Below are 19325 nucleotides of genomic sequence, written 5' to 3'. Positions count from 1 at the left end.
ACCCTGAGCCTGCCGAAGGGCCTCGCCCCGGCTACGCCGACGGCCCGTCGCCCTCGGTATGCGTCACCGGCAGCCCGTCCTCCGGGAACACCAGGTGGCGCATCGGGTAGTTGATGGAGATCCCCTCCGCCCCGAACCGCTCGTGCAGCGCCTTGATCAGCTCACTCTTGACGATGAAGGAATCGATCCGGCTGTTGGCCTGCACCCACACCCAGAAGTCGATGTTGGAGTCGCCGAACGTCTCGAACCCGAACCACGGCGCCATCCCCTTGTCCGCGCCGTCCGTGTTGTCGACGACCTTCTGCGCCGCCTCCTTGGCCATCCGCTCCACGTCTGCCAGCGCGCTGCTGTAGCTCACGCCGCACATGACGAGCACCCCGATCTGCTCCTCCGGGCTCGAATAGTTCGTCAGCATGCTGTCGGCCAGCCGCGAGTTCGGCACCACCACGAGGTTGTTGTACGGCGTCCGCAGCCGTGTGCTCCGCCATCCCACGTCCACCACGTAGCCCTGAAATCCGTTCTCCAGCTCGACGAAGTCCCCCGCGCTGATGACCCGGTCGCCAGAGAGGTAGCTGCCCGCGAAGAAGTTCGACAGCGTCGGCTGCACCGCCAGCGCGACAGCCAGACCGCCGATGCCGAGACCCGCCACCAGCGGCGTCACGCTGATGCCCACCAACTCCAGGGCCAGCAGGATCGCGATGATGTAGATGCCCAGCGTGGCAAAGCGGCGCAGGGGATTGATGAGGCTCGGCGCGAGTATGGCGCCCTCGTCGTCCGCAAGGTTCTCGCCGTACCAGGTCAGCACGACGCCCAAAGCCCGGGCGCCGCCCGCCGCCACCAGCAGCAACGTTAGGACCGCCCAGCCGCGGAAGATGATGTTGAGCCACGCGTCCAGGCCAATGACGCCGTGCCACCGCTCCATCTGGCTGAGCAAGACCGCGACGGCCAGGATCCCCTGCACCAGAAAGAAGAGCGTGATGGGACGGTACGTCGCCTGAATGAGGTGCTCGATCACCTCCGCCCTCTGCTTGCGCTTCAGGCTGTCCGCCACCCGGTCGAGAATGAAGTGCACAAGGTAGGAGAGCAGCACAAAGAGGAGAAAGGCCCCCACCAGCGCGGCAACATCCGCATAGGTGGACCCGAACGATATCGACGCTATGGCGTGGGCCGGAGGGTTGTTCATCCTCACCTCTTGTTGAAACAGGATAGCACAGCGCCCCTGGCGTCATACCCGCGCATACCGGCCCCGTACTCCGATATGGGGCCGGTATCCAGGAGGCCCACCCCCAAACACCCCCGGAACCGGCGCCGTCACCCCGCCGATGGAGCCGCCCGCGCTGCTATACTGCTAGCGTATGACGACAGACTCCCTCCTCCAAGGCCTCAACGACGCCCAACAGCGGGCCGTCCAGCACATCGATGGCCCGCTGCTCATCGTCGCGGGCCCCGGCAGCGGCAAGACCCGCGTCATCGTCCATCGCGTCGCCTACCTCGTCCACACCGTCGGCGTCGGCCCCCGCGGCATCTGCGTCCTCACGTTCACGAACAAGGCCGCCCGCGAGCTCCGCGACCGCCTCGCCCGCCTCCTCGGCGGCCCCATCGCCGAGCAGATCACCGCCGGCACCTTCCACGCCCTCTGCTCCCGCATCCTCCGCGAGTCCGGCGAGGCCATCAACATCGACCGCGGCTTCACCATCTACGACCGCGACGACCAGGTCAGCCTCCTCAAGAAGGCAATGGTCAGCGCGGGCATTGAGCCCAAGCAGTTCACCCCCGGCGCCATCCTCAGCGGCATCTCCGGCGCCAAGGCCCAGCTCATGGACCCCGCCGTCTACCGCGCCAACGTCGGCTCCTACTTTGAGGAGGTGACCCTGCGCGCCTACGAGGAGTACCAGCGCATGCTCCGCGCCAACCAGGCCGTCGATTTTGACGACCTGCTCCTCATGACCTACTACCTATTCGCCAGCCACCCTGAAGTCCTGGAACGCTACCAGACACGCTACCGCCACCTCATGGTCGACGAGTTCCAGGACACCAACGTCGCCCAGTACGAGATCGCCAAGCAGCTCGCCGGCAGGTGGCGCAACATCGCCGTCGTCGGCGACCCCGACCAGTCCATCTACTCCTGGCGCCACGCGGACATCCGCAACATCCTCAGCTTCCGAAACGACTTCCACGACGCCGAGACCGTCCTCCTCGAGGAGAACTACCGCTCCTCCGCCAACATCCTCTCCGCCGCCGAGAAGGTCATCAGCGGCAACCGCCAGCGCGTCGAGAAGCGTCTGCTCCCCACCGCCCCCGCCGGCCTCCGCGTCTTCGTCCATGAGGCCTACGACGAGGGCGACGAGGCCCTCTGGGTCATCAAGGAAGTCGACCGCCTCCGCCGCGCAGGCGAGCTCCAATTCGGCGACGCCGCCGTCGCCTACCGCGTCAACGCCCAGTCCCGCGCGCTGGAGGAGGCCTGCATCCGCCACGGCATCCCCTACCGCCTCGTCGGCGCCCTCCGCTTCTACCAGCGCAAGGAGATCAAGGACGTCATCGCCTATCTCCGCGTCCTCAACAACCCCGCCGACGACGTCAGCCTCGAACGCATCCTGAACGTCCCGCCCCGAGGCATCGGCCAGCGCTCCGTCGACGAGCTTAATCGATGGTCGCGCACCCTCAACATCCCCATGCGCCGCGCCCTCGACATCCTCGCCGACGACCCCGAGGTCGACACCCCCATCCCGCGGGCGGGCAAGGCCTCCCTCTCCCGCCTCGGCGCCGTCCTCAAGGAGCTCCAGCAGGCCGTCACCGAGCTCGAGGCCGCCGAGCTCCTCGACCTCGTCCTCCAGCCCACCGGCTACCGCGACCACATCCTCAGCGACGACGAGCAGGGCGAGGACCGTTGGGACAACATCCGTGAGCTCCGCACCGTCGCCGCCGACTTCGCCGGCGTCCCGCCCCCCGACGGCCTCGCCGCCTTCCTCGAGCAGGTCGCCCTCGTCTCTGACGCCGACAACGCGGACTCCAGCGACGGCGTCACCCTCATCACCCTGCACCAGGCCAAGGGCTTGGAGTTCCCCGCCATGTTCATGGTCGGCATGGAAGAGGGCATGCTCCCGCACATCCGCTCATTCGACGACCCCGGAGAGATGGAGGAGGAACGGCGCCTCTGCTACGTCGGCATGACGCGAGCCAAAGAGCGCCTCTACCTCACCCGCGCCTTCCGCCGCCGCGTCATGGGCAACTCCCTGCCCGGCATCCCCTCGCGCTTCCTCGCCGACATCCCCCGCGAGCTCATAGCCTCGCCCGAGGGCGAACGCGAAGCCCGCCAGGAAACCAGGGCCGCCACCCGCACCGGCAGCCGCGCCCGCTCCAATCCGTTCACCCTGAGGGAAATCGAAGAGCCTGCCCCGTACTTGATACGGGGGCGAACGGACGGCGCCGACACCCCCACCGGCCCGCCGCCCTTCGACCCTGGCGACCGCGTCTCCCACGCCACCTTCGGCGAGGGCGTCGTCGTCAACTGCAAACCCACCAAAGACGACTACGAGGTCACCGTCGCCTTCGACGGCACAGGCGTAAAACGCCTCCTCCACTCCCTCGCCAAGCTGGAGGCAAGCGGGTAGGCTGCCCCGCACCCGTCATACCGGCGAATGCCGGTATCCAGAGGCCGGCGGCGGGGAGTCCCCGCCACGAAACAGGCAGAGGAACCACCCCCTCTCCTCATACCGGCGAATGCCGGTATCCAGAATCGCGGCGGCAGCGAACCCGGAGGAGTAGGGCGTAGGGGGAACCCTTGTGGCCCCCGCTTTATCCTGCGTCCGGTCGAAGTCCTCGCGGGTGATCCCCAAGTCTCTGCGAATTCCGTGGACAGTCCCTGTAGCAAGGTCGCGGTTGCCATGTCTGGGAATGGTGGTTTCCTGGTCGTTGGCCGGGTTGAGCCGGATTTCGTGCGAACCCCCTACCTGCCGGTCAAAGACGCATCCGAGCCTTCTGAGCTTTCCGGTCAACTCCCGGTATGTCATACGGCGACGGAGATCCTGCCCTGGCCGGACAGGGAACGGGCGATCCCGGGCGGAAGGGACTTGCCCCTATCTCTGTAGGAGAGGATGAATTGCTCGGCTACCGTGGACAGATCGGTGAGAGTCTGGTTGGCGGTCTCGGCCCATGCGCGGCAACCGGGCAGTTCCGGTATCTCGGCCATATAGAGGCCGCCCTGATCTTCACTGGGCTCGTGCAGGATGTAGTCCAGCAGGTACACTTCCATCTCGACCTCCGGGGCGCAGCGTCGGGCGATGGCGTCTGCCGGCATGATACCACGCGGCGGAGAGCCTCGGACAAACACACCGCACACAGGAGGACACCGTGGCACGAGCCGCGCTAATCGGCACCGGCATCGCCCTCATAGGCCTCATCATCCCCGTGGTCCACTTCATCACCGGCCCCCTCGGCCCGCTGGCAGGCGGCTTCTTCGCAGGCCAGTCCCTGGACAAACCCGACGAGGGAAAGGCCATAGGCATAGGCGTGCTCATGGGTGCATTCATGGGGCTGATAGCGCTGCCGTTCGCCCTGGGCGTCTACGTCCTGGCAGACGTACCGGTCATCGTCCTCTACATCCCGGCAATGGTCCTCGCCTACGTCGCCCTGTTAGCCACCGTCGGCGCCCTGCTGGGCGTGATGCGTGCAAAGACGGCGTCGTAGGGGTAGGGGGGAACTCTCATCCGTCATTCCCGCGAAGGCGGGAATCCAGAGGGGCAGGCGGCCCCGTTCGCCCTGACCCCACCCTCCTCATACCGGCGAATGCCGGTATCCAGAAACCCAGCGGAGGAGAACATCACGACACGAGCAGCCCTCATCAGCATGGGCGGCGCTCCTCGGCTCAGCCAGCACCCTCCTCGGCGCAAACCGCGCCCGCGCAGGGCGGTAGGGGGGAGCCGTGCAATCACGGCGGAGGCCGGAAACCTGGAAGGAAGCACTCGATTGTCAGCAGGCTGGGCGCAGCCCTACTCCGCACCAAGAAAGCGATGCAGCTCACCCTCTGACGAGGCATAGACCCAGCGTTCAGCATTCTGAAACATGCGGCGGTTCACAAGAGTCATCGCCTCATCATCCATAGCTAAGTCCCTCAAAACGGCGCTTTCTTGGCGAGCGTCTCCCCATACACCTTCCAAGAGTAGCTTGCGGGAAAGCGGCATACTGAAAAATCTATAATCCCAGCAAATGGCCGGAATGTCCGCCGTAATGAAGCCCCGGCCCTCCGGGGCCTCAAGAAATCGCCAAATCCCGTCAGCCACCAGCGCGTACGCGGAGATGTGTTCCTCCGGGAGGAATGGCTTGAGGTAGATTGCTGACCATTCTGGGTATCGGTCGGGGTGGAACTTTGCACGAACGCCTTCGAGTACGCTCTGCACCTGACCGGTAGGCACCCCGGAATGAACGCCAGCAACATCAATTTGTTGTCGCCAAAACGCCCAATAGTCCTCTAATCCATCCCTTAACGGTTTCTCTATCCGATCACGCATGCCTGGACTGCGTGCTATTGAATCCAAGACAAACATGGCTAGAGTCTCTCGGAATGGCCGCGCGTACTCCCTGTCAGCAATTGCCTTGTTCAAGAACGACGCACTCTTAGGCAAAGTCTCTTGCAGTAACAGACTCCATACCTGCTCACGACGCCCAAGTTCATCATCGTTTTCCGCGGAGTAGGCAAGTTTCGACACTGCTGTTTTCTTAATGAGTTGTATCTTTACGCCAAGCTCAGGGTGCTTCTTGTCGAATGCATAAATCCTACGCTTACCGGCAGAAAACCCCTTAAGATAAAACTGAGGGATCATGTGCTTGCGGGTGTTGTCTATCTCAGATTCGTGCGGTATGGATTTCCCCATGACCCCTCTCCCCCTTACCCCCCCGCCTGCGCCAGCGCCGCCAAAAACTCCGCCTGCGACTTCGTCCCCTTCATCGAGTTGCACGCGCCACACAGCAGTTGCAGGTTCTCGATGTGGTCCGAGCCGCCCTTCGACTGGGGCACGATGTGGTCTATCGTCATGTTCTTGAACGGGAACATGATCTTGCACCCGATGCAGACCCCCTCTTGCACCCCGTAGAGCGTGTGCTTGTGCGTCTGCGGCGACGGCAGCTTGCCCATGTCGGTCCGTTGCGGAATGTCGTCACGGTAGATCGCTTGCATCCCAAACAGGCCCAGCTCCCGCTCCATCCGGCTCTTGACCAGCCGCTTGGCAGCGGGGGAAATGTCAATGCCGACCCACTGTCGTTCCAGCTTCTCGGCGGCGATGAGGGCAGTGGCGCAGCCGCAGAAGGGGTCCAGCACAACGTCGCCCTCGTTGCTGCTGGCCTTGATGATGCGTTCCAGCAGGGCGAGTGGCTTCTGCGTTGGGTAGCCCGTGCGCTCCTTGGCCCTTGAGTTGATGGGAGGAATGTCGTGCCAATTGTCATGGACGGCTTGACCATCCAGTTCGTCCAAAAACCGCTTCAATTGTGGAACCCTGCTTTGAGTGTAAATTCGACCTTCGCTCTCCAAAGCTAGCATCTTCTCCTCAGTGAATCGCCAGGCTTTGGTAACGCCATGGAATTCATAGACCGGCCCGCGGCCCGCTGGTGGATTTAGGTTGTCCAGCCTGAATCTTCGCCCATTAGGGTCTTGGTGTGTGAACTTGCTTGACACGTATTGCTCTGAGAAGGGCACTCGGAGTCGATTGAAATTGTGCGCTTGGGATTTGGTGTAGAACAGAATCCGGTCACAGACTCTGCCAAAGCGCTTTGCATCAGCGTGGAAGTTGAAACGCTGCCAAGAGATTTCATTCTTGAAGTTTCCATCGCCAAACACAGAATCCATCAGCATTTTAAGGTAGTGGCTTGCGGTGTCATCACAATGGAGGTAAACAGCGCCTGCGACCTTCAAGACACGATGAATCTCCAACAGCCTGACACCCATCATAATCAGGTAGGATTTCATTCCCTTGCCATGTGCGGCGCCGGCGGCGTCAATGATCCGGTAGAGGCCGGGGTGCTCCTCCGCAATGAGCCCGTGCCACGCTAGGTCAACGTCGTTCAGCGTCCACGTGTCCTTGAAGGCCGCGCCCGCCGCCTCGGAGCCGATGGGTGCGGAGTATTCCTGATTGGAGTTGAAGGGCGGGTCCAGATAGATCAGGTCCACAGACTCGGAGTTCAGCCCGCGCATGATGTCCAGGTTGTCGCCCGTCCAGAGGGTGCGGTTGGTGAAGTTGGCCGTCACGGCGTCGCTCCTTGGCGTGGATTCAGGTCCGCTTGCACAGTATCGCACAATAGACCATTTGTACGGATGAAGCAAGGGTGATGCGGGGGCGCGGGGGCGCGGCAAGGGCTGTGCTAAGCCGGGTGTGACAGACTGCGCCGAAAGCGCCCCCTGCCCCGCGGCATCACCGCCCCCTCGAGCGCCGCCGCCGCCGAGCGCGTCTCGCCCAGCGCCCGCCGCAGGTCGCCGTAAACGTCGCGCCACTTGAGGATGGTCTCCGCGTCCTGCCCCTCCGCGAAGTGCGGCGCAAGCAGCCCGCCGTTGGCCCGCTCCATCGCCGCGGCCCGCGCCCGCACCGACGCCGTCAGCGACAGTATCTCCGAGTGCCTCTCGGGGCCGGCCTTCAGCAGCCCGACGCCCTTCTGTAGCTCGCCGCACGACTGCGCGATGGCCTCCGCCATCGACCGCGCGCGCTCCGAGGGCGCGTCCAGCCCGTACGCCGGCATCGACGCCGCCACGCTCCCAACCCCGTCCACGACCCCGTCCAGCGCGTCCGTCAGCGCGGCGATGTCGCGGCGGTCCATGGGCGCCGTCTTCCCCTGCTGCAACGCGACGGCCGTCTGCTGGACAATCTCGTCCCCAAAGCGCTCCAGGGCCGCGATCTCCTCGACCTGCCCTTTCATGCCCTCGGTGTGCTCCATCAACCCCCGGAGCAGCCGCCCCGCCTTGCCGGCGTTCAGCGCGTTCTGCTCCAGCAGGAAGAAGATGTGCTCGCCCTTCTTAGAAGACCGGAAACGCACCGCCTAACTCTCCCGCTAATGATTCACTCACAGCAAATCTGTAGCCAACCGCCAACCTTTCCACAGCCGTTCCGATGCGAAAAACAATGCCGAGGCGGCCGGCACATACTGATGAAGTTAGTGTACACCAGCGAAGCAAGGAACGGCGCACGCCATTGCGGGGATGCCCATGCGCGGGTGCGGCTGGAGAGAACAAGGCGTCCGTTCTCCCGTTGAGGGTTCTCGCACGCTCAGGGAGAACGGACGCCGAGGGGTCTAGTACTTGGAGACGTTGACCTCCGTCAACTTGCCGGTGACCATGAAGATCACCCGCTCAGCGATGTTCGTGGCCCGGTCCGCGATGCGCTCCAGGTCGTGCGCCACCCACAGCAGGTACGTCGCCCGCTGCACGTTCGCCGGGTCCTGGATCATCAGATCGAGCAGGTCGCGGTACACGACGTCGTACAGCTCGTCGACTTCGTCGTCCTTGTTGCACACCGCGAGGGCCTCAGTCGTGTCGCGCCGCACCAGCGCGTCCAGGCTCCGGTTCAGCATGTCGCTCGCCTTCGCCGCCATCAGCGGGATGTCGACCAGCGGCTTCAGCGGCGGCTCGTCCCCCATCAATAGGCTGATCTTCCCGATGCCCTCGGCGTAGTCCCCCATCCGCTCCAGCTCCACGGAGATGTGCAGGATGGTCACGAGGACCCGCAGGTCGACTGCCATCGGCTGCTGCGTCGCGATCAGCTCCAGGCAGCGCTCCTCCATCTCCCAGCGCTTCCGGTCGATGAAGTCGTCCTCCTTTATGACCCGCTCGGAGGTCTTCAGGTCGCGGTCCCTCAGCGCCTGGAGAGACGTGGCGATGGCCTTCTCCACCATGCCGCCCAGTTGCATGAGCTCGTCCAGCAGGTGATGCAGGTGAATGTCGAAGCTTGCGCGTGCCATCGCCGCCTCCTTGGCTAGCTGAACCGTCCCGTTATGTACGCCTCTGTCCGCTCGTTCTTCGGGTTGGTGAACATCTCTTTGGTGTCGCCGTACTCAACCAGGTAGCCGGCGCGGTCCTCGCCCATCATCAGGAAGGCCGTCTGGTCCGACACCCGCGCCGCCTGCTGCATGTTGTGCGTCACGATGACGATCGACACCTCGACGCACAGCTCCCGGATCAGCTCCTCGATCGCCAGCGTCGCGATCGGGTCGAGCGCCGACGCCGGCTCGTCCATCAGGATGACCTCCGGCTCCACCGCCAGCGCCCGCGCGATGCAGAGCCGTTGCTGCTGCCCGCCCGAGAGCTGGAACGCGCTCTTGTTCAGCCGGTCCTTGACCTCGTCCCACAGCGCCGCGCGCCGCAGCGACCGCTCGACCGCCTCCGCCATGTTGCCCTGGTACCCGTTGATCTTCAGCCCGAACGCCACGTTCTCGTAGATGGTCTTCGGGAACGGGTTCGGCTTCTGGAACACCATGCCTATCTCCGACCGGATCCGCGTCGCGTCGATCGTTGGCGCGTAGATGTCGTTGCCGCGGTAAAGGACCTGCCCCTGCACCGACGAGCCGGCGATCAGGTCGTTCATGCGGTTGAAGCATCGCAGGAAGGTGCTCTTCCCGCAGCCCGACGGCCCGATGAGCGCCGTCACTTGGTGTCGCGGTATTTCAATGCTGATGTCTCGAAGCGCGTTGAAAGAGCCGTAGAACACCTTCAGGTCCCGTACTTCCAGGACGATGTTTTCCTGCTCCAACGCACCCCTCCTCGGCTGTCTCGCTAGCTGGCGCGTATTGAAATGCTGCACAACCTCGGAGTTCGGGGAAGTGCGATGCGGCCGGCTAGGGCCATGGTAGGGAACCGCTATCCTTAAGACAATCAAGTAAGGATTAGCAGTTAACTCGTAATATTAACACAACTGCGCAATATGTTAACTGGCGATTAAATCAGAATAGGCCGCGCGGCCGAATCTACCCCTCTCCCGGTTGCTGGGCTACAATGGAATTAGCACAATTCAACAGCAGGGTGGACTATGGAAGCAGAGTACGATGTCGTAATTATTGGCGGAGGCGCCGCCGGCCTGAGCGCCGCCATCTACGCCACGCGAGCGCAACTGAAGACGGTCATCGTCGAGCAACTCGCCCCCGGCGGGCAGATCCTCAACACCTCCGACATCGAGAACTACCCAGGGTTCCCCGACGGCGTCCTCGGCCCCGATATCGGCATGGCCATGCACAAGCAGGCCGAGAACACCGGCACCCTCTTCGAGTACGACACCGTCATCGACCTCAAGGTCGACGGCGACGTCAAGGTCGTTGTCGGCGAGGAGCGCGAGTACACGGCGAAGACCATCATCGTCACCGCAGGCGGCGCGCACAACAAGCTCGGCGTCCCCGGCGAGGACGAGTTCGCCGGCCGCGGCGTCACCTACTGCGCCACCTGCGACGGCAACTTCTTCGCCGGCGAGGACACCGTCGTCGTCGGCGGTGGCGACGCCGCCATCGACGAGGGCATGTACCTCAGCCGCATCGTCAAGAGCCTCACCCTTGTCCACCGCCGGGACGAGCTCCGGGCCACCAAGGTGCTGCAGGAGCGCGCCTTCGCGACTGACAACTTCAACTTCAAGTTCAGCCACGCCGTCAGGGAGATCCGCGGCAACGGCGGCGTCGACCGCGTCCTCCTCGAGGACCTCAAGAGCGGGCAGCAATACGAGTACCCCACCGCCGCCGTCTTCATCTACATCGGCTTCCACCCCAACTCCGGCTTCCTCCAGGGCAAGGTGCCGCTCGACAACGGCGGCCACGTCATCACCAACATACGCATGGAGACCGACGTCCCTGGCGTCTACGCGGCCGGCGACATCCGCCAGTACTCCGACCGCCAGCTAGGCACCTCCGTCGGCGACGGCATCACCGCCGCCCTCTCCGCCTACCGCTACATCACGGAGGGCTAGCTTCCTGGCTGGAGCATAGGTGCAAACGAAGAACGCCGCGCCAAATGGCGCGGCGTTCTCTTTTCCTTGCTTGGTGTTGCTGTCCGCCTACCGGTACATCCGGATGACGCCCACCACGACGCCCTGCACATCCACGTTGTCCGCGTCCTCGTAGATGGGCGACATCGCCGAGTTGGCTGGCTGCAGCCGGATGCGGGCGCCTTCGGGGTAGTACCGCTTCAGCGTCGCCTCCCCGCGCTCCTTCAGCCACGCCGCCACCATCTCGCCGGGGCTCGCCGTCTCCCGCCGCTGGAACACCACGACGTCCCCGTCGTCGATCAGGTCCTCGATCATCGACTGCCCCTTCACGCGCAGCGCGTAGATGCCGTCCGTTCGCGCCGGCAGCATGGACAAGGGCAGCTCCATCGTCTCCCCCGCTTCCGACGCCTCCGGGAAGGCCATCAGCGGCTCCCCCGCCGCGATGGCCCCGAGGACCGGCACCGCGACGGTGTTCGGGTGCCCCATGGCGCGCCCCGTGTCCTTGTCCAGAAGCTGGATCCCCCGGGAAATGTCCGGCGACCGCTTGATGTAGCCCTCCCGCCGCAGGATGTGCAGGTTGTAGTCCACCACGGAAGTGGAGCTGATGCTGCATCCCATCTGGATCTCCCGCACTGAGGGTGGGTACGGGTGCTCCTTCACAAAGTTGGAAATGAACTCAAGCATCTTGTTCTGTCGCTCGGACAGCTTCCGATTCGTGGACACCATGCCAGCCTCCCTGGATTTATGTATACAAACGAATGTTCGTTCCTATCCTATTGACCGTGGCATAACCGTGTCAAGGGGCAGGAGGAGGCAATTTCGCTGATTTGTTCGCCTCTGTGACGACTCATCCAGCCGTCGCGCCTTCGTCTGTCCCGCGTTTCGCCGCGGCGGGCGGCCAGTGGTACACCCGCTCCTCCACCGCCTCCAGCGCCGCCTTGACCAGCTCCTCCACCGGCAGCTCCGCCTCCATCCGTTCCACGTCCTGGATGCGGCTCTTGATCACCGGGTGCCGCGGCACGAACAGCGAGCAGCAGTCCTGGTCCGGGATGATGGAGATCGGGTACGTCCCCAGCGGCCGTGCAATGTCGATGATCTCGCCCTTGTCCATCGTGAGCAGCGGCCGGAACAGCGGCAGCCGCTCCGCCGCCGCGCCTATCGTCGTCAGGTTCTCCAGCGTCTGCGAGCTCACCTGCCCCAGGCTGTCCCCCGTCACCAGCGCCGCCGCCCCGTGCTTCACCGCCAGCGCCTCCGCTATCCGCACCATGAACCGCCGGTACACCGCCACCCGGTACGCCGGCGGCACCGTCACGATGATCCGCTGCTGCGCCCCCGCGAAGGGCACCAGCAGCAGCCGCGAGCTCTGTTGGTAGTGCGTCAGCAGCTCCACCAGCTCCTCCGCCTTCTCCCGTGACGTCCCCTCGACCAGCGGGAAGCTGTGGAAGTGCACGAAGGTGACCTTGCACCCCCGCCGCATCATCTGGTACGCCGCCACCGGCGAGTCGATTCCCCCCGACAGCAGCGCCGCCACATGCCCGCCGACGCCAACCGGCATCCCGCCCGGCCCCGGCAGGCTCTCCGCCGAGAGCAGCGCCTCGCGCTCCGTCGTCTGCACGTACAGCGTCAGGTCGGCGTCCTTCAGGTCCACGGGCCACCCCGTCAGGTCCTGCACGTGCCTGCCCAGCGCGTGGTTGATCTCCGGCGAGGTCATCGGGAACCGCTTGTCGGCCCGCCGCGCCGCTATGCGAAACGTTTCCGGTGTCTGGCCCTCGATCAGCCCCGGGATAGCCTCCTTCATCGCGTCCATCGTCGGTTCGACGCTAATGGCCCGCGAGAATCGTTCCACCCCGATGAGCTCCTCCAGCCGGCTGCGCACCAGCTCCCATTGCTCCTCGTCGCGGAGCGGGAAGCTCGCCATCATCGCGTTCCACCGGATCTTCCCCACGCCCGTCCCTGCCAGCGCGCGCCGCAGGTTCGCGCCCATGTGCTTCAGGAACCACGGCCGGTTGCCCCCCTTCAGGGCGATCTCGTGGTAGAAGCGGACGAGGACGTGCTGCTCCATGCCCGTCACCGTGCCCGCGCCCCGTGCGACCGCAGCGCCAGCGCGCAGCACAGCGACCCGCGCTCCGCCCCCTCCACCAGCGACGACATCGGCGCCCATCGCCATTCGGCATAGAAAGTGACGCCCTCCTCCCCCGCGCTCGCAGGAAGTGATGGCTCGGGGTTGGTCATGGTCGCGGAGTACAGCCGCATGTAGAGCTTGTTGTCGGGGCGGTTTTGCGTCCCGTCGGAGAGAAGGTTCCTGAGCGTCACGGGGCTGCACAGCTTCGTCTCGCCCAGCCGCAGCGCGGCATCGGAGTCAGCCTCGCCCTTGCGAACGGTCGTAGCGGGCAGCCCCCAGACGCCGGGGAGGTCATCGTCATCGTCGGGGCGGCGCACAGTTAGGACAAGGTTCACGTCGTGGGGTGCGCTGATGACGACGGCGATTGCCCTGACAGTGCTCATTGGAGCGGACCGGGGTGGGCCTAGGCGTCGGCTTGCGCGGCGTTGAGCTTCCGGGCGAGCCTCGATTTCGTGCGGGCGGCCTTGTTCGCGTGGATGACGCCCTTCCGAGCGGCCACGTCGATGTCGCGGAGCGTGCTGTGGACAGCCTGCTGCGCCGCCTCCGCGTCCCCGCCGCTGAGCGCGCGCGCCGCCTTCGTCCGCGACGTCCGCAGACTGCGCTTCACCGACCGGTTTCGCAGGGAGCGCCTTTCCGTTACTCGAGCAGACCGTTCACTGGGCACGTTTCAAGTCCTCCAATAGTGCTGCACGACAGTATACCTGAACCTGTCGGCATCGCCTAGCCTATTCCTCAAATGCGCCAATTTCGCACATGAACTTCTGCTCGGCTCCTAAGTTCGCCGTCTGTTATGCGCGCGCTAATCTCATCTGGAAGCGCACTGCGCATCTGCTGAACGAGATCATCGATATCCCACTCGGCGGTTGCGGCAACGTCATGGCCTGCGTAATCCACAAGCGCATTCATGTATTCTACGAGTCCCTCTTCAACCTCATCCAGCGCCTTGTCCACCGCCCGAAACACCTCATCCTGCGACAACGACAAATGCGGAAACAGCACCACCTCCCGCACCGTGCTCTGCCCGCTGAACAGCATCGCCAGCCGGTCTATCCCCACACCGAGCCCCCCCGTCGGCGGCATCCCGTACTCAATGGCTGTCAGGAACTCTTCGTCCAGCCGATCGAAATCCTCGCCCATGTAATCGAGACGCAGAGCCTCCTGCATCTCGAACCGCTCCCGCTGCTCGATGGGGTCGTTCAACTCCGTAAAGGCGTTGCAGACCTCCATTCCAGCAACGTACCCTTCGAAGCGTTCCACGTAGAATTCTCTGGTTGGGTGGCTCTTGGCCAGCGGCGTCATCTCTGCCGGGTAGTCGACGAGGAATGTGGGCTGTACGAGGTGCGGCTCGACCTTGTCGCTTAGCAGCTTGTCGACGAGTCTGCCCCAGCTGTCCTCCTGCGTCACGACGACACCTATTTCACGCATCCGCTCCGCCAGCATTGACGAGTTCAAGTCCACGTCGATGTCGATGCCAGAGTGCTCGAGGATCGCCTCCCGCAGGTCCAGCCGCCGCCAAGGCGCCTTCACGTCGATTACCTCGCCGCCGTACTCCAGCTTCGTCGTCCCCAGCAGCTCCGTCGCCACGCTCGACACCAGCGTCTCCACCAGCGACATGATGTCGTTGTAGTCCGCGTACGCCTCGTAGCTCTCCATCGACGTGAACTCCGGGTTGTGCGTCGCGTCCAGCCCCTCGTTGCGGAAGATCCGCCCGATCTCGTACACCCGGTCCAGCCCGCCGATGATGCACCGCTTCAAATGCAGCTCCGTCGCGATGCGCAGGTACAGCGTCCGGCTCAGCGCGTTGTGCTGCGTCACAAACGGCCGCGCGTTCGCCCCCGCCGCCACGTTCAGCAGGATGGGCGTCTCCACCTCCAGGTAGTCGCGCCCGTCCATGAACCGCCGGATCGCCGCCACCAGCTTGCTCCGCAGCACGAACCGCTCCCGCACCTCGTCGTTGGCGATCAGGTCCGCCTCCCGCTGCCGGAGCCGCTGCTGCACGTCCTGCAGCCCGTGCCGTTTATCCGGCGGCGGCCGCAGCGCCTTCCCCAGCATCGTCGCCGACCGCGCCTCCACCGTCGGCTCCCCCGTCCGCGTGTGGATCAGCCGCCCCCGCACGCCGAGAAAGTCCCCAAGGTCCAGCGATTTCAGCAGCTCGAAGTCCCCGCCCATGACGTCGCGCCGGAACTGCGCCTGCATCGACCCCGTCCCGTCGCGAAGGTCCAGGAACGCGACGCGTCCCATGTTGCGCACGCCCGTCACCCGCCCAGTCACGCTCACCGAGCGCTCCCGTGCCGGCCGCCCCCGCTCCGACCATCGCGCCAGCAACGCCCGAGCCGCCGCAATCGTATGCGTCCGCCCATACCGGGCCGGAAACGGGTCGATCCCCTGCTCGCGCAGCCGCTCAACCTTCTCGGCCCGTATCTGAAAATACTCGTCGCGTTCAGTCACGAAATGCAGTCCTATCCGTCATTCCCGCCCCTACCACAAACCCCTTCCCCCTCAGGGGGAAGAGCCTGCCCCGTACTCGATACGGGGCCGGGATGGGGGAGTCCCCCGCTTGCAGGGCGCACCACGACAATTGTAGCGCACAAGGGTACTGCAAGTTGAAAGAGGGTGCTAAGAAGCGAGCGGGACTACCGGATCTCTACAACAGTAAACACCTGCTCGCCGCTCGGCGCGTGCACGTCGATATCCTCGCCAACGCGCTTGCCCAGCATCGCGCGCCCCACCGGCGATTCGTTCGAGATCCGCCCGTGCGCCGGGTCCGCCTCCATGCTCCCGACGATCGTGTACTCCACCGACTTCCCTGCCGGGTTCCGTATCACCACCGTCGAGCCCACCGTCACCGTCTCCGACGGCGTATCGTGCCCGGGGATGACCTCCGCGTTGTTCAGCGTCGTCTCCAGGTCGAAGATGCGCCCCTCGACCGTCGCCTGGTCGCGCTTCGCCTCGTCGTACTCCGCGTTGTCCACGGTCCCGCCGACCTCCGAGGCGCGTTTCAGCTCCTCCGCCACCTCGCGGCGGCGTGTCGTCTTGAGCTGGTCAAGCTCCTTGGAGAGCTTCTCGAACCCTTCGGGCGTCAAATAAGACTTTTCGCTTGCCATCACTCCCGCCAAAATAGAAAAAGCTGAGAGGCGTTCTCTTAACCCTCAGCCGCGCAATACTACACCCGCCAAAGTGCGGATGCAATAGAGAAACTGGTGTCGAGACAAGGAATCAGGCGACGTCGCCCCATACCATGACCATTGCAGTTCGATGTCCACGTACGATGCCGGCCCGCCAATGGCGAGTCCGGCATCCACAGTCAGCGAGTCAACCGTCCGATCGCTATGAGAGCCCGCACACCCTCCGCAGCACCGCCGCCGCGTCCGCAGGCGCCTCGTCCTCCGCCCACACGCAATACTGGTCCGGCCGCACCAGCACCAGCCGAGCCTCGTAGTTCTCGCGCCCGCCCTCGTACGTGTCCTCCACCACCGTGAACGGCACCCCGAGCGCCTCCGCCGCCTCGCCGAACGCCTGCACGCTCCCATCAGGCGCGTCGAAGGCCAGCAGCGTGAACCCCAGCCCGTACTCCTCGTGGACTTCCTTGCCCGACGATAGCGGCTGCGGCGGCAAGTGGTGCCCCGGCCGCGCCTTGAACGAGTGCGATCCGTGCGCGCTGTTCACCCCGTCCGGCGGCCCGAAGACCACCTGCGACCCCTCGAAGTTCGGCTCGTACACCGTCGTCCGTCGGCCGCCCTCCGCGCCCAGCTTCGCGAACTCCGTCTTGAACTCCTCCTCGTCCTTCTCCGGCGAGTAGGTCTCAAAGAACTTCGCGTCCCGGCGAATGCCCGCGGCGATGTAGTCCTCGCCCGTCTCCCAGAACACCTGCCGCCGCTCGTCGCTGTACGATTCCAGCAGCGTGTCCCCGCCCCAGCCCTGCAGCCGCGCGGCGATCTTCCATCCCAGGTTCGCCACGTCCTCAAGCCCGTTGTTCAGCCCGAAGCCCCCGTACGGCGGGTGGCTGTGCGCCGCGTCCCCCGCGATGAACACACGCCCCACCTGGTACTGGTCGGCGACGGACACCCGCAGGTTCCAGAAGCCCACGTGGTCGAATTCCGCCTTGAACGGCACGCCCGCGGCCTTCTCCAGCAGCCCCTGGAAGTCGTAGTTCTCCGGCGTCGCGTCCTCCGGCACCGGCGCGTGGAAAAACCAGCTCGTGCCGACCTCCACCCGCCCGAAGAACATCCAGTACCCCTTGAGCTCCGGGTCCATGGCGCGAAACGTTGTCGACTCAGGGAAGCGGCTCAGATGATCGTGCAGCTCCGTCGACCGGAACACCGCCAGGCACATCTTCTGGTCGAAGTCCGACCCGTTCGCGCCGACGCCCATCCAGCCCCGCACCATCGACCGCGCCCCGTCACACCCGACGACGTAGTCCGCCTCCAGCACCCGCGCGGTCCCCGTGACCGTCTCTCTGCCCGCGTCGTCGATGTCGAGGAAACCCTCCCACGAGTACCGTCCGCCCTTCTGCGCCGCGTCCTCCGTCTCCTCGATCGTCACCCGCACGCCGCCCTCATCCTGCTCGATGTTCTGCGCTGTCCAGCCATAGAGCAGCGTGATGTTCGGAAAATCCTCGGCGCGCTTGCGGAGCACCTCTTCCGTCAGGTACTGCGGCAGCCGCTCGTTCTCCACGTAGTAATACCGCCGCACCTGCTCGCGTCCCGGCGGCGCCCACCAGTACTCGCTGTTCAAATTCTTGTACGCCGTCACCCCGCCGATCGGGTAGCCCTTTGGCATCACCCGCGCCGCCCGCAACTCGTCCTCGATGCCCCAGAAGTAGAAGTGCTCCAACGTCCGCTGCGAGAGGTTCTGCCCCTTCGGGATCCGCTGCGGCAGCAGGTGCCGCCCGACGACGACCACGTCCACCCCGCGCATGCCCAGGTCGAGCCCCATGGCCACGCCGACCGGCCCGCCGCCGACTACGATTACCTGGTGTCGCTCCGCCATAGCGGTCCTCCCGAATGCCAATTCCCCCGGTGCCCGTGAGTGTATTGCAGCGTGGGGGTCACGGCAAGGCGAACCCGTCGCCCAAGGAGAGCCATCCGCCCACCGATGGGCTACGATGGTGGGAACAAGCGCGGGAGAAACCACGATGACAATGTCCAAACAACGCGCCGGCCGCACCGTCCTCGTCACCGGCGCCTCCGCCGGCATCGGCAAGTCGACCGCCGAGCGCCTCCTCCGCGAGGGCTACACCGTCTACGCCGCCGCCCGCCGCGTCGAGAACATGCGCGGCCTCGAGGACCTCGGCGCCGTCGCCCTCAAGATGGACGTCACCCGCGAGGAAGACCTCGTCGCCGCCGTCGAGCGCATCACCGCCGAGCACGGCGGCGTCGACGTCCTCGTCAACAACGCCGGCTTCGGCCTCTTCGGCGCAATGGAGGACATCTCCCTCGACGACGCCCGCTACCAGTTCGAGGTCAACCTCTTCGGCCTCGCGCGCCTCACCCAGCTCGTCCTCCCCCACATGCGTGAGCAGAAAGCGGGCAGGATCGTGAACGTCTCCTCCGTCGCCGGCAAGGTCTACACCCCCCTCGGCTCCTGGTACCACGCCACAAAGCACGCCATCGAGGGCTGGTCCGACTGCCTGAGGTGGGAGCTGAAGCGCTTCGGCATCGACGTCGTCATCGTCGAGCCCGGTCTCATCCGCACCGAGTTCGGCGGCATCGCCTTCAGCCCGATGGCCGAGCGTTCCACCGGCTCCCCCTACGCCGAAATCGCTGGCAGAATAACCAGCCGCATGGACCGTTCAGGCCCGCACGGCTCCCCGCCCACAGTAATCGCCAACGCCATCTCGAAGGCCCTGCGCGCCCGCCGCCCCAAGACCCGCTACGTCGCCGGCCAGTACGCCCGCCCCGTCCTCCTGGTCCGCAGCCTCTTCACCGACAGAATGTTTGACTGGCTGGCAGACCGCATGGCCGGGTAGCCGCACCCAGGGTTCTCCATACCGGCGAACGCCGGTATCCAGAGGCAGGGCGGGGCACCCTCTCCACCAACCCTCTTCGCCGCATCTGCCCCACCTTCGCGTCATTCCTGCGCAGGCAGAGCCTGCCCCCGCGAAAGCGGGGGAATCCAGAGGCCCGGCGCACGTGGGGCACCCCCACCACAACAACCTCAGCCCCAACCAACACCCACCGCCTCCATACCGGCGGATGCCGGTATCCAGGGGCCGGGAGGGGAGCCCTCTCCACCAACCCTCTTCGCCGCATCTGCCCCACCTC

The 19325-nt window shown here is 65.1% G+C and carries 19 protein-coding genes; 4 read left to right on the top strand and 15 right to left on the bottom strand.

From position 1 onward, the window contains the following. Positions 1-31: 31 nt before the first annotated feature. Entirely contained in the window at positions 32-1183 is a 1152-nt protein-coding gene (locus OXC99_07310; GenBank protein ID MCY4624791.1) for a mechanosensitive ion channel family protein, read from the bottom strand. Between the two features lie 172 nt (positions 1184-1355). On the opposite strand from OXC99_07310, the gene OXC99_07305 reads away from it, so the two are divergent. Further along, the gene (locus OXC99_07305; protein MCY4624790.1) at positions 1356-3611 is read left to right on the top strand and encodes a UvrD-helicase domain-containing protein; all 2256 of its coding nucleotides are present in this window, start codon (positions 1356-1358) and stop codon (positions 3609-3611) included. Between the two features lie 15 nt (positions 3612-3626). On the opposite strand, the gene OXC99_07300 is transcribed toward OXC99_07305, so the two are convergent. Further along, positions 3627-4010, bottom strand: coding sequence for a type II toxin-antitoxin system HicA family toxin (locus tag OXC99_07300; GenBank protein ID MCY4624789.1), 384 nt, complete (start codon positions 4008-4010; stop codon positions 3627-3629). After that, on the bottom strand, positions 4007-4252 hold the full coding sequence (locus OXC99_07295) for a hypothetical protein (protein ID MCY4624788.1): 246 nt from the start codon (positions 4250-4252) through the stop codon (positions 4007-4009). Before OXC99_07295 ends, OXC99_07300 begins: the two co-directional genes overlap by 4 nt. Positions 4253-4350: 98 nt before the next feature. On the opposite strand from OXC99_07295, the gene OXC99_07290 reads away from it, so the two are divergent. Further along, positions 4351-4686, top strand: coding sequence for a hypothetical protein (locus OXC99_07290; GenBank protein ID MCY4624787.1), 336 nt, complete (start codon positions 4351-4353; stop codon positions 4684-4686). 302 nt (positions 4687-4988) lie between these two features. Here the strand turns inward: OXC99_07290 and OXC99_07285 are convergent, their stop codons facing one another. From OXC99_07285 to pstB, 5 genes are all read right to left on the bottom strand, one after another. After that, a complete protein-coding gene (locus OXC99_07285; protein ID MCY4624786.1) occupies positions 4989-5870 on the bottom strand; it encodes a DUF4238 domain-containing protein in 882 nt (293 codons plus the stop codon). Positions 5871-5884: 14 nt separating this feature from the next. Beyond that, positions 5885-7237, bottom strand: a complete 1353-nt coding sequence (locus tag OXC99_07280) for a DNA methyltransferase (GenBank protein MCY4624785.1) — start codon at positions 7235-7237, stop codon at positions 5885-5887. A gap of 113 nt (positions 7238-7350) precedes the next feature. Continuing rightward, positions 7351-8016 (bottom strand): DUF47 family protein, encoded by a 666-nt coding sequence (locus OXC99_07275; protein MCY4624784.1) that lies wholly within the window; start codon positions 8014-8016, stop codon positions 7351-7353. A gap of 255 nt (positions 8017-8271) precedes the next feature. Then, positions 8272-8937, bottom strand: a complete 666-nt coding sequence (phoU, locus tag OXC99_07270) for a phosphate signaling complex protein PhoU (protein ID MCY4624783.1) — start codon at positions 8935-8937, stop codon at positions 8272-8274. A 14-nt stretch (positions 8938-8951) separates the two neighbouring features. Continuing rightward, positions 8952-9725 (bottom strand): phosphate ABC transporter ATP-binding protein PstB, encoded by a 774-nt coding sequence (pstB, locus tag OXC99_07265; protein ID MCY4624782.1) that lies wholly within the window; start codon positions 9723-9725, stop codon positions 8952-8954. Between the two features lie 276 nt (positions 9726-10001). On the opposite strand from pstB, the gene trxB reads away from it, so the two are divergent. After that, complete coding sequence (gene trxB, locus OXC99_07260; GenBank protein MCY4624781.1) at positions 10002-10922, top strand: thioredoxin-disulfide reductase; 921 nt, start codon at positions 10002-10004, stop codon at positions 10920-10922. A gap of 87 nt (positions 10923-11009) precedes the next feature. Here the strand turns inward: trxB and lexA are convergent, their stop codons facing one another. The 7 genes from lexA to OXC99_07225 all read right to left on the bottom strand — a co-directional run bounded on the left by lexA (position 11010) and on the right by OXC99_07225 (position 18051). Continuing rightward, positions 11010-11666, bottom strand: a complete 657-nt coding sequence (gene lexA, locus OXC99_07255; GenBank protein ID MCY4624780.1) for a transcriptional repressor LexA — start codon at positions 11664-11666, stop codon at positions 11010-11012. 121 nt (positions 11667-11787) lie between these two features. Further along, positions 11788-13053 carry a tRNA 4-thiouridine(8) synthase ThiI gene (gene thiI, locus OXC99_07250; protein ID MCY4624779.1) on the bottom strand — a complete coding sequence of 422 codons (1266 nt, stop codon included), beginning with the start codon at positions 13051-13053 and terminating at the stop codon, positions 11788-11790. Next, entirely contained in the window at positions 13008-13445 is a 438-nt protein-coding gene (locus tag OXC99_07245) for an NUDIX hydrolase (GenBank protein ID MCY4624778.1), read from the bottom strand. Before OXC99_07245 ends, thiI begins: the two co-directional genes overlap by 46 nt. Before the next feature lie 20 nt (positions 13446-13465). After that, a complete protein-coding gene (gene rpsT / locus OXC99_07240) occupies positions 13466-13726 on the bottom strand; it encodes a 30S ribosomal protein S20 (GenBank protein ID MCY4624777.1) in 261 nt (86 codons plus the stop codon). 68 nt (positions 13727-13794) lie between these two features. Continuing rightward, complete coding sequence (lysS, locus tag OXC99_07235; GenBank protein ID MCY4624776.1) at positions 13795-15510, bottom strand: lysine--tRNA ligase; 1716 nt, start codon at positions 15508-15510, stop codon at positions 13795-13797. A gap of 185 nt (positions 15511-15695) precedes the next feature. Further along, complete coding sequence (gene greA / locus OXC99_07230) at positions 15696-16166, bottom strand: transcription elongation factor GreA (protein MCY4624775.1); 471 nt, start codon at positions 16164-16166, stop codon at positions 15696-15698. 223 nt (positions 16167-16389) lie between these two features. Further along, positions 16390-18051: an FAD-dependent monooxygenase gene (locus OXC99_07225; GenBank protein MCY4624774.1), complete on the bottom strand. Its 1662-nt coding sequence runs from the start codon at positions 18049-18051 to the stop codon at positions 16390-16392. 151 nt (positions 18052-18202) lie between these two features. On the opposite strand from OXC99_07225, the gene OXC99_07220 reads away from it, so the two are divergent. After that, positions 18203-19030 carry an oxidoreductase gene (locus OXC99_07220; GenBank protein ID MCY4624773.1) on the top strand — a complete coding sequence of 276 codons (828 nt, stop codon included), beginning with the start codon at positions 18203-18205 and terminating at the stop codon, positions 19028-19030. Positions 19031-19325: the final 295 nt, after the last annotated feature.

This window comes from Chloroflexota bacterium (genome assembly GCA_026713825.1).
GTDB lineage: Bacteria > Chloroflexota > Dehalococcoidia > Lucifugimonadales > UBA1127 > UBA1127.
Note: the sequence above shows the minus strand (reverse complement) of the source record. Positions and strands in the feature narration are given on the sequence as shown.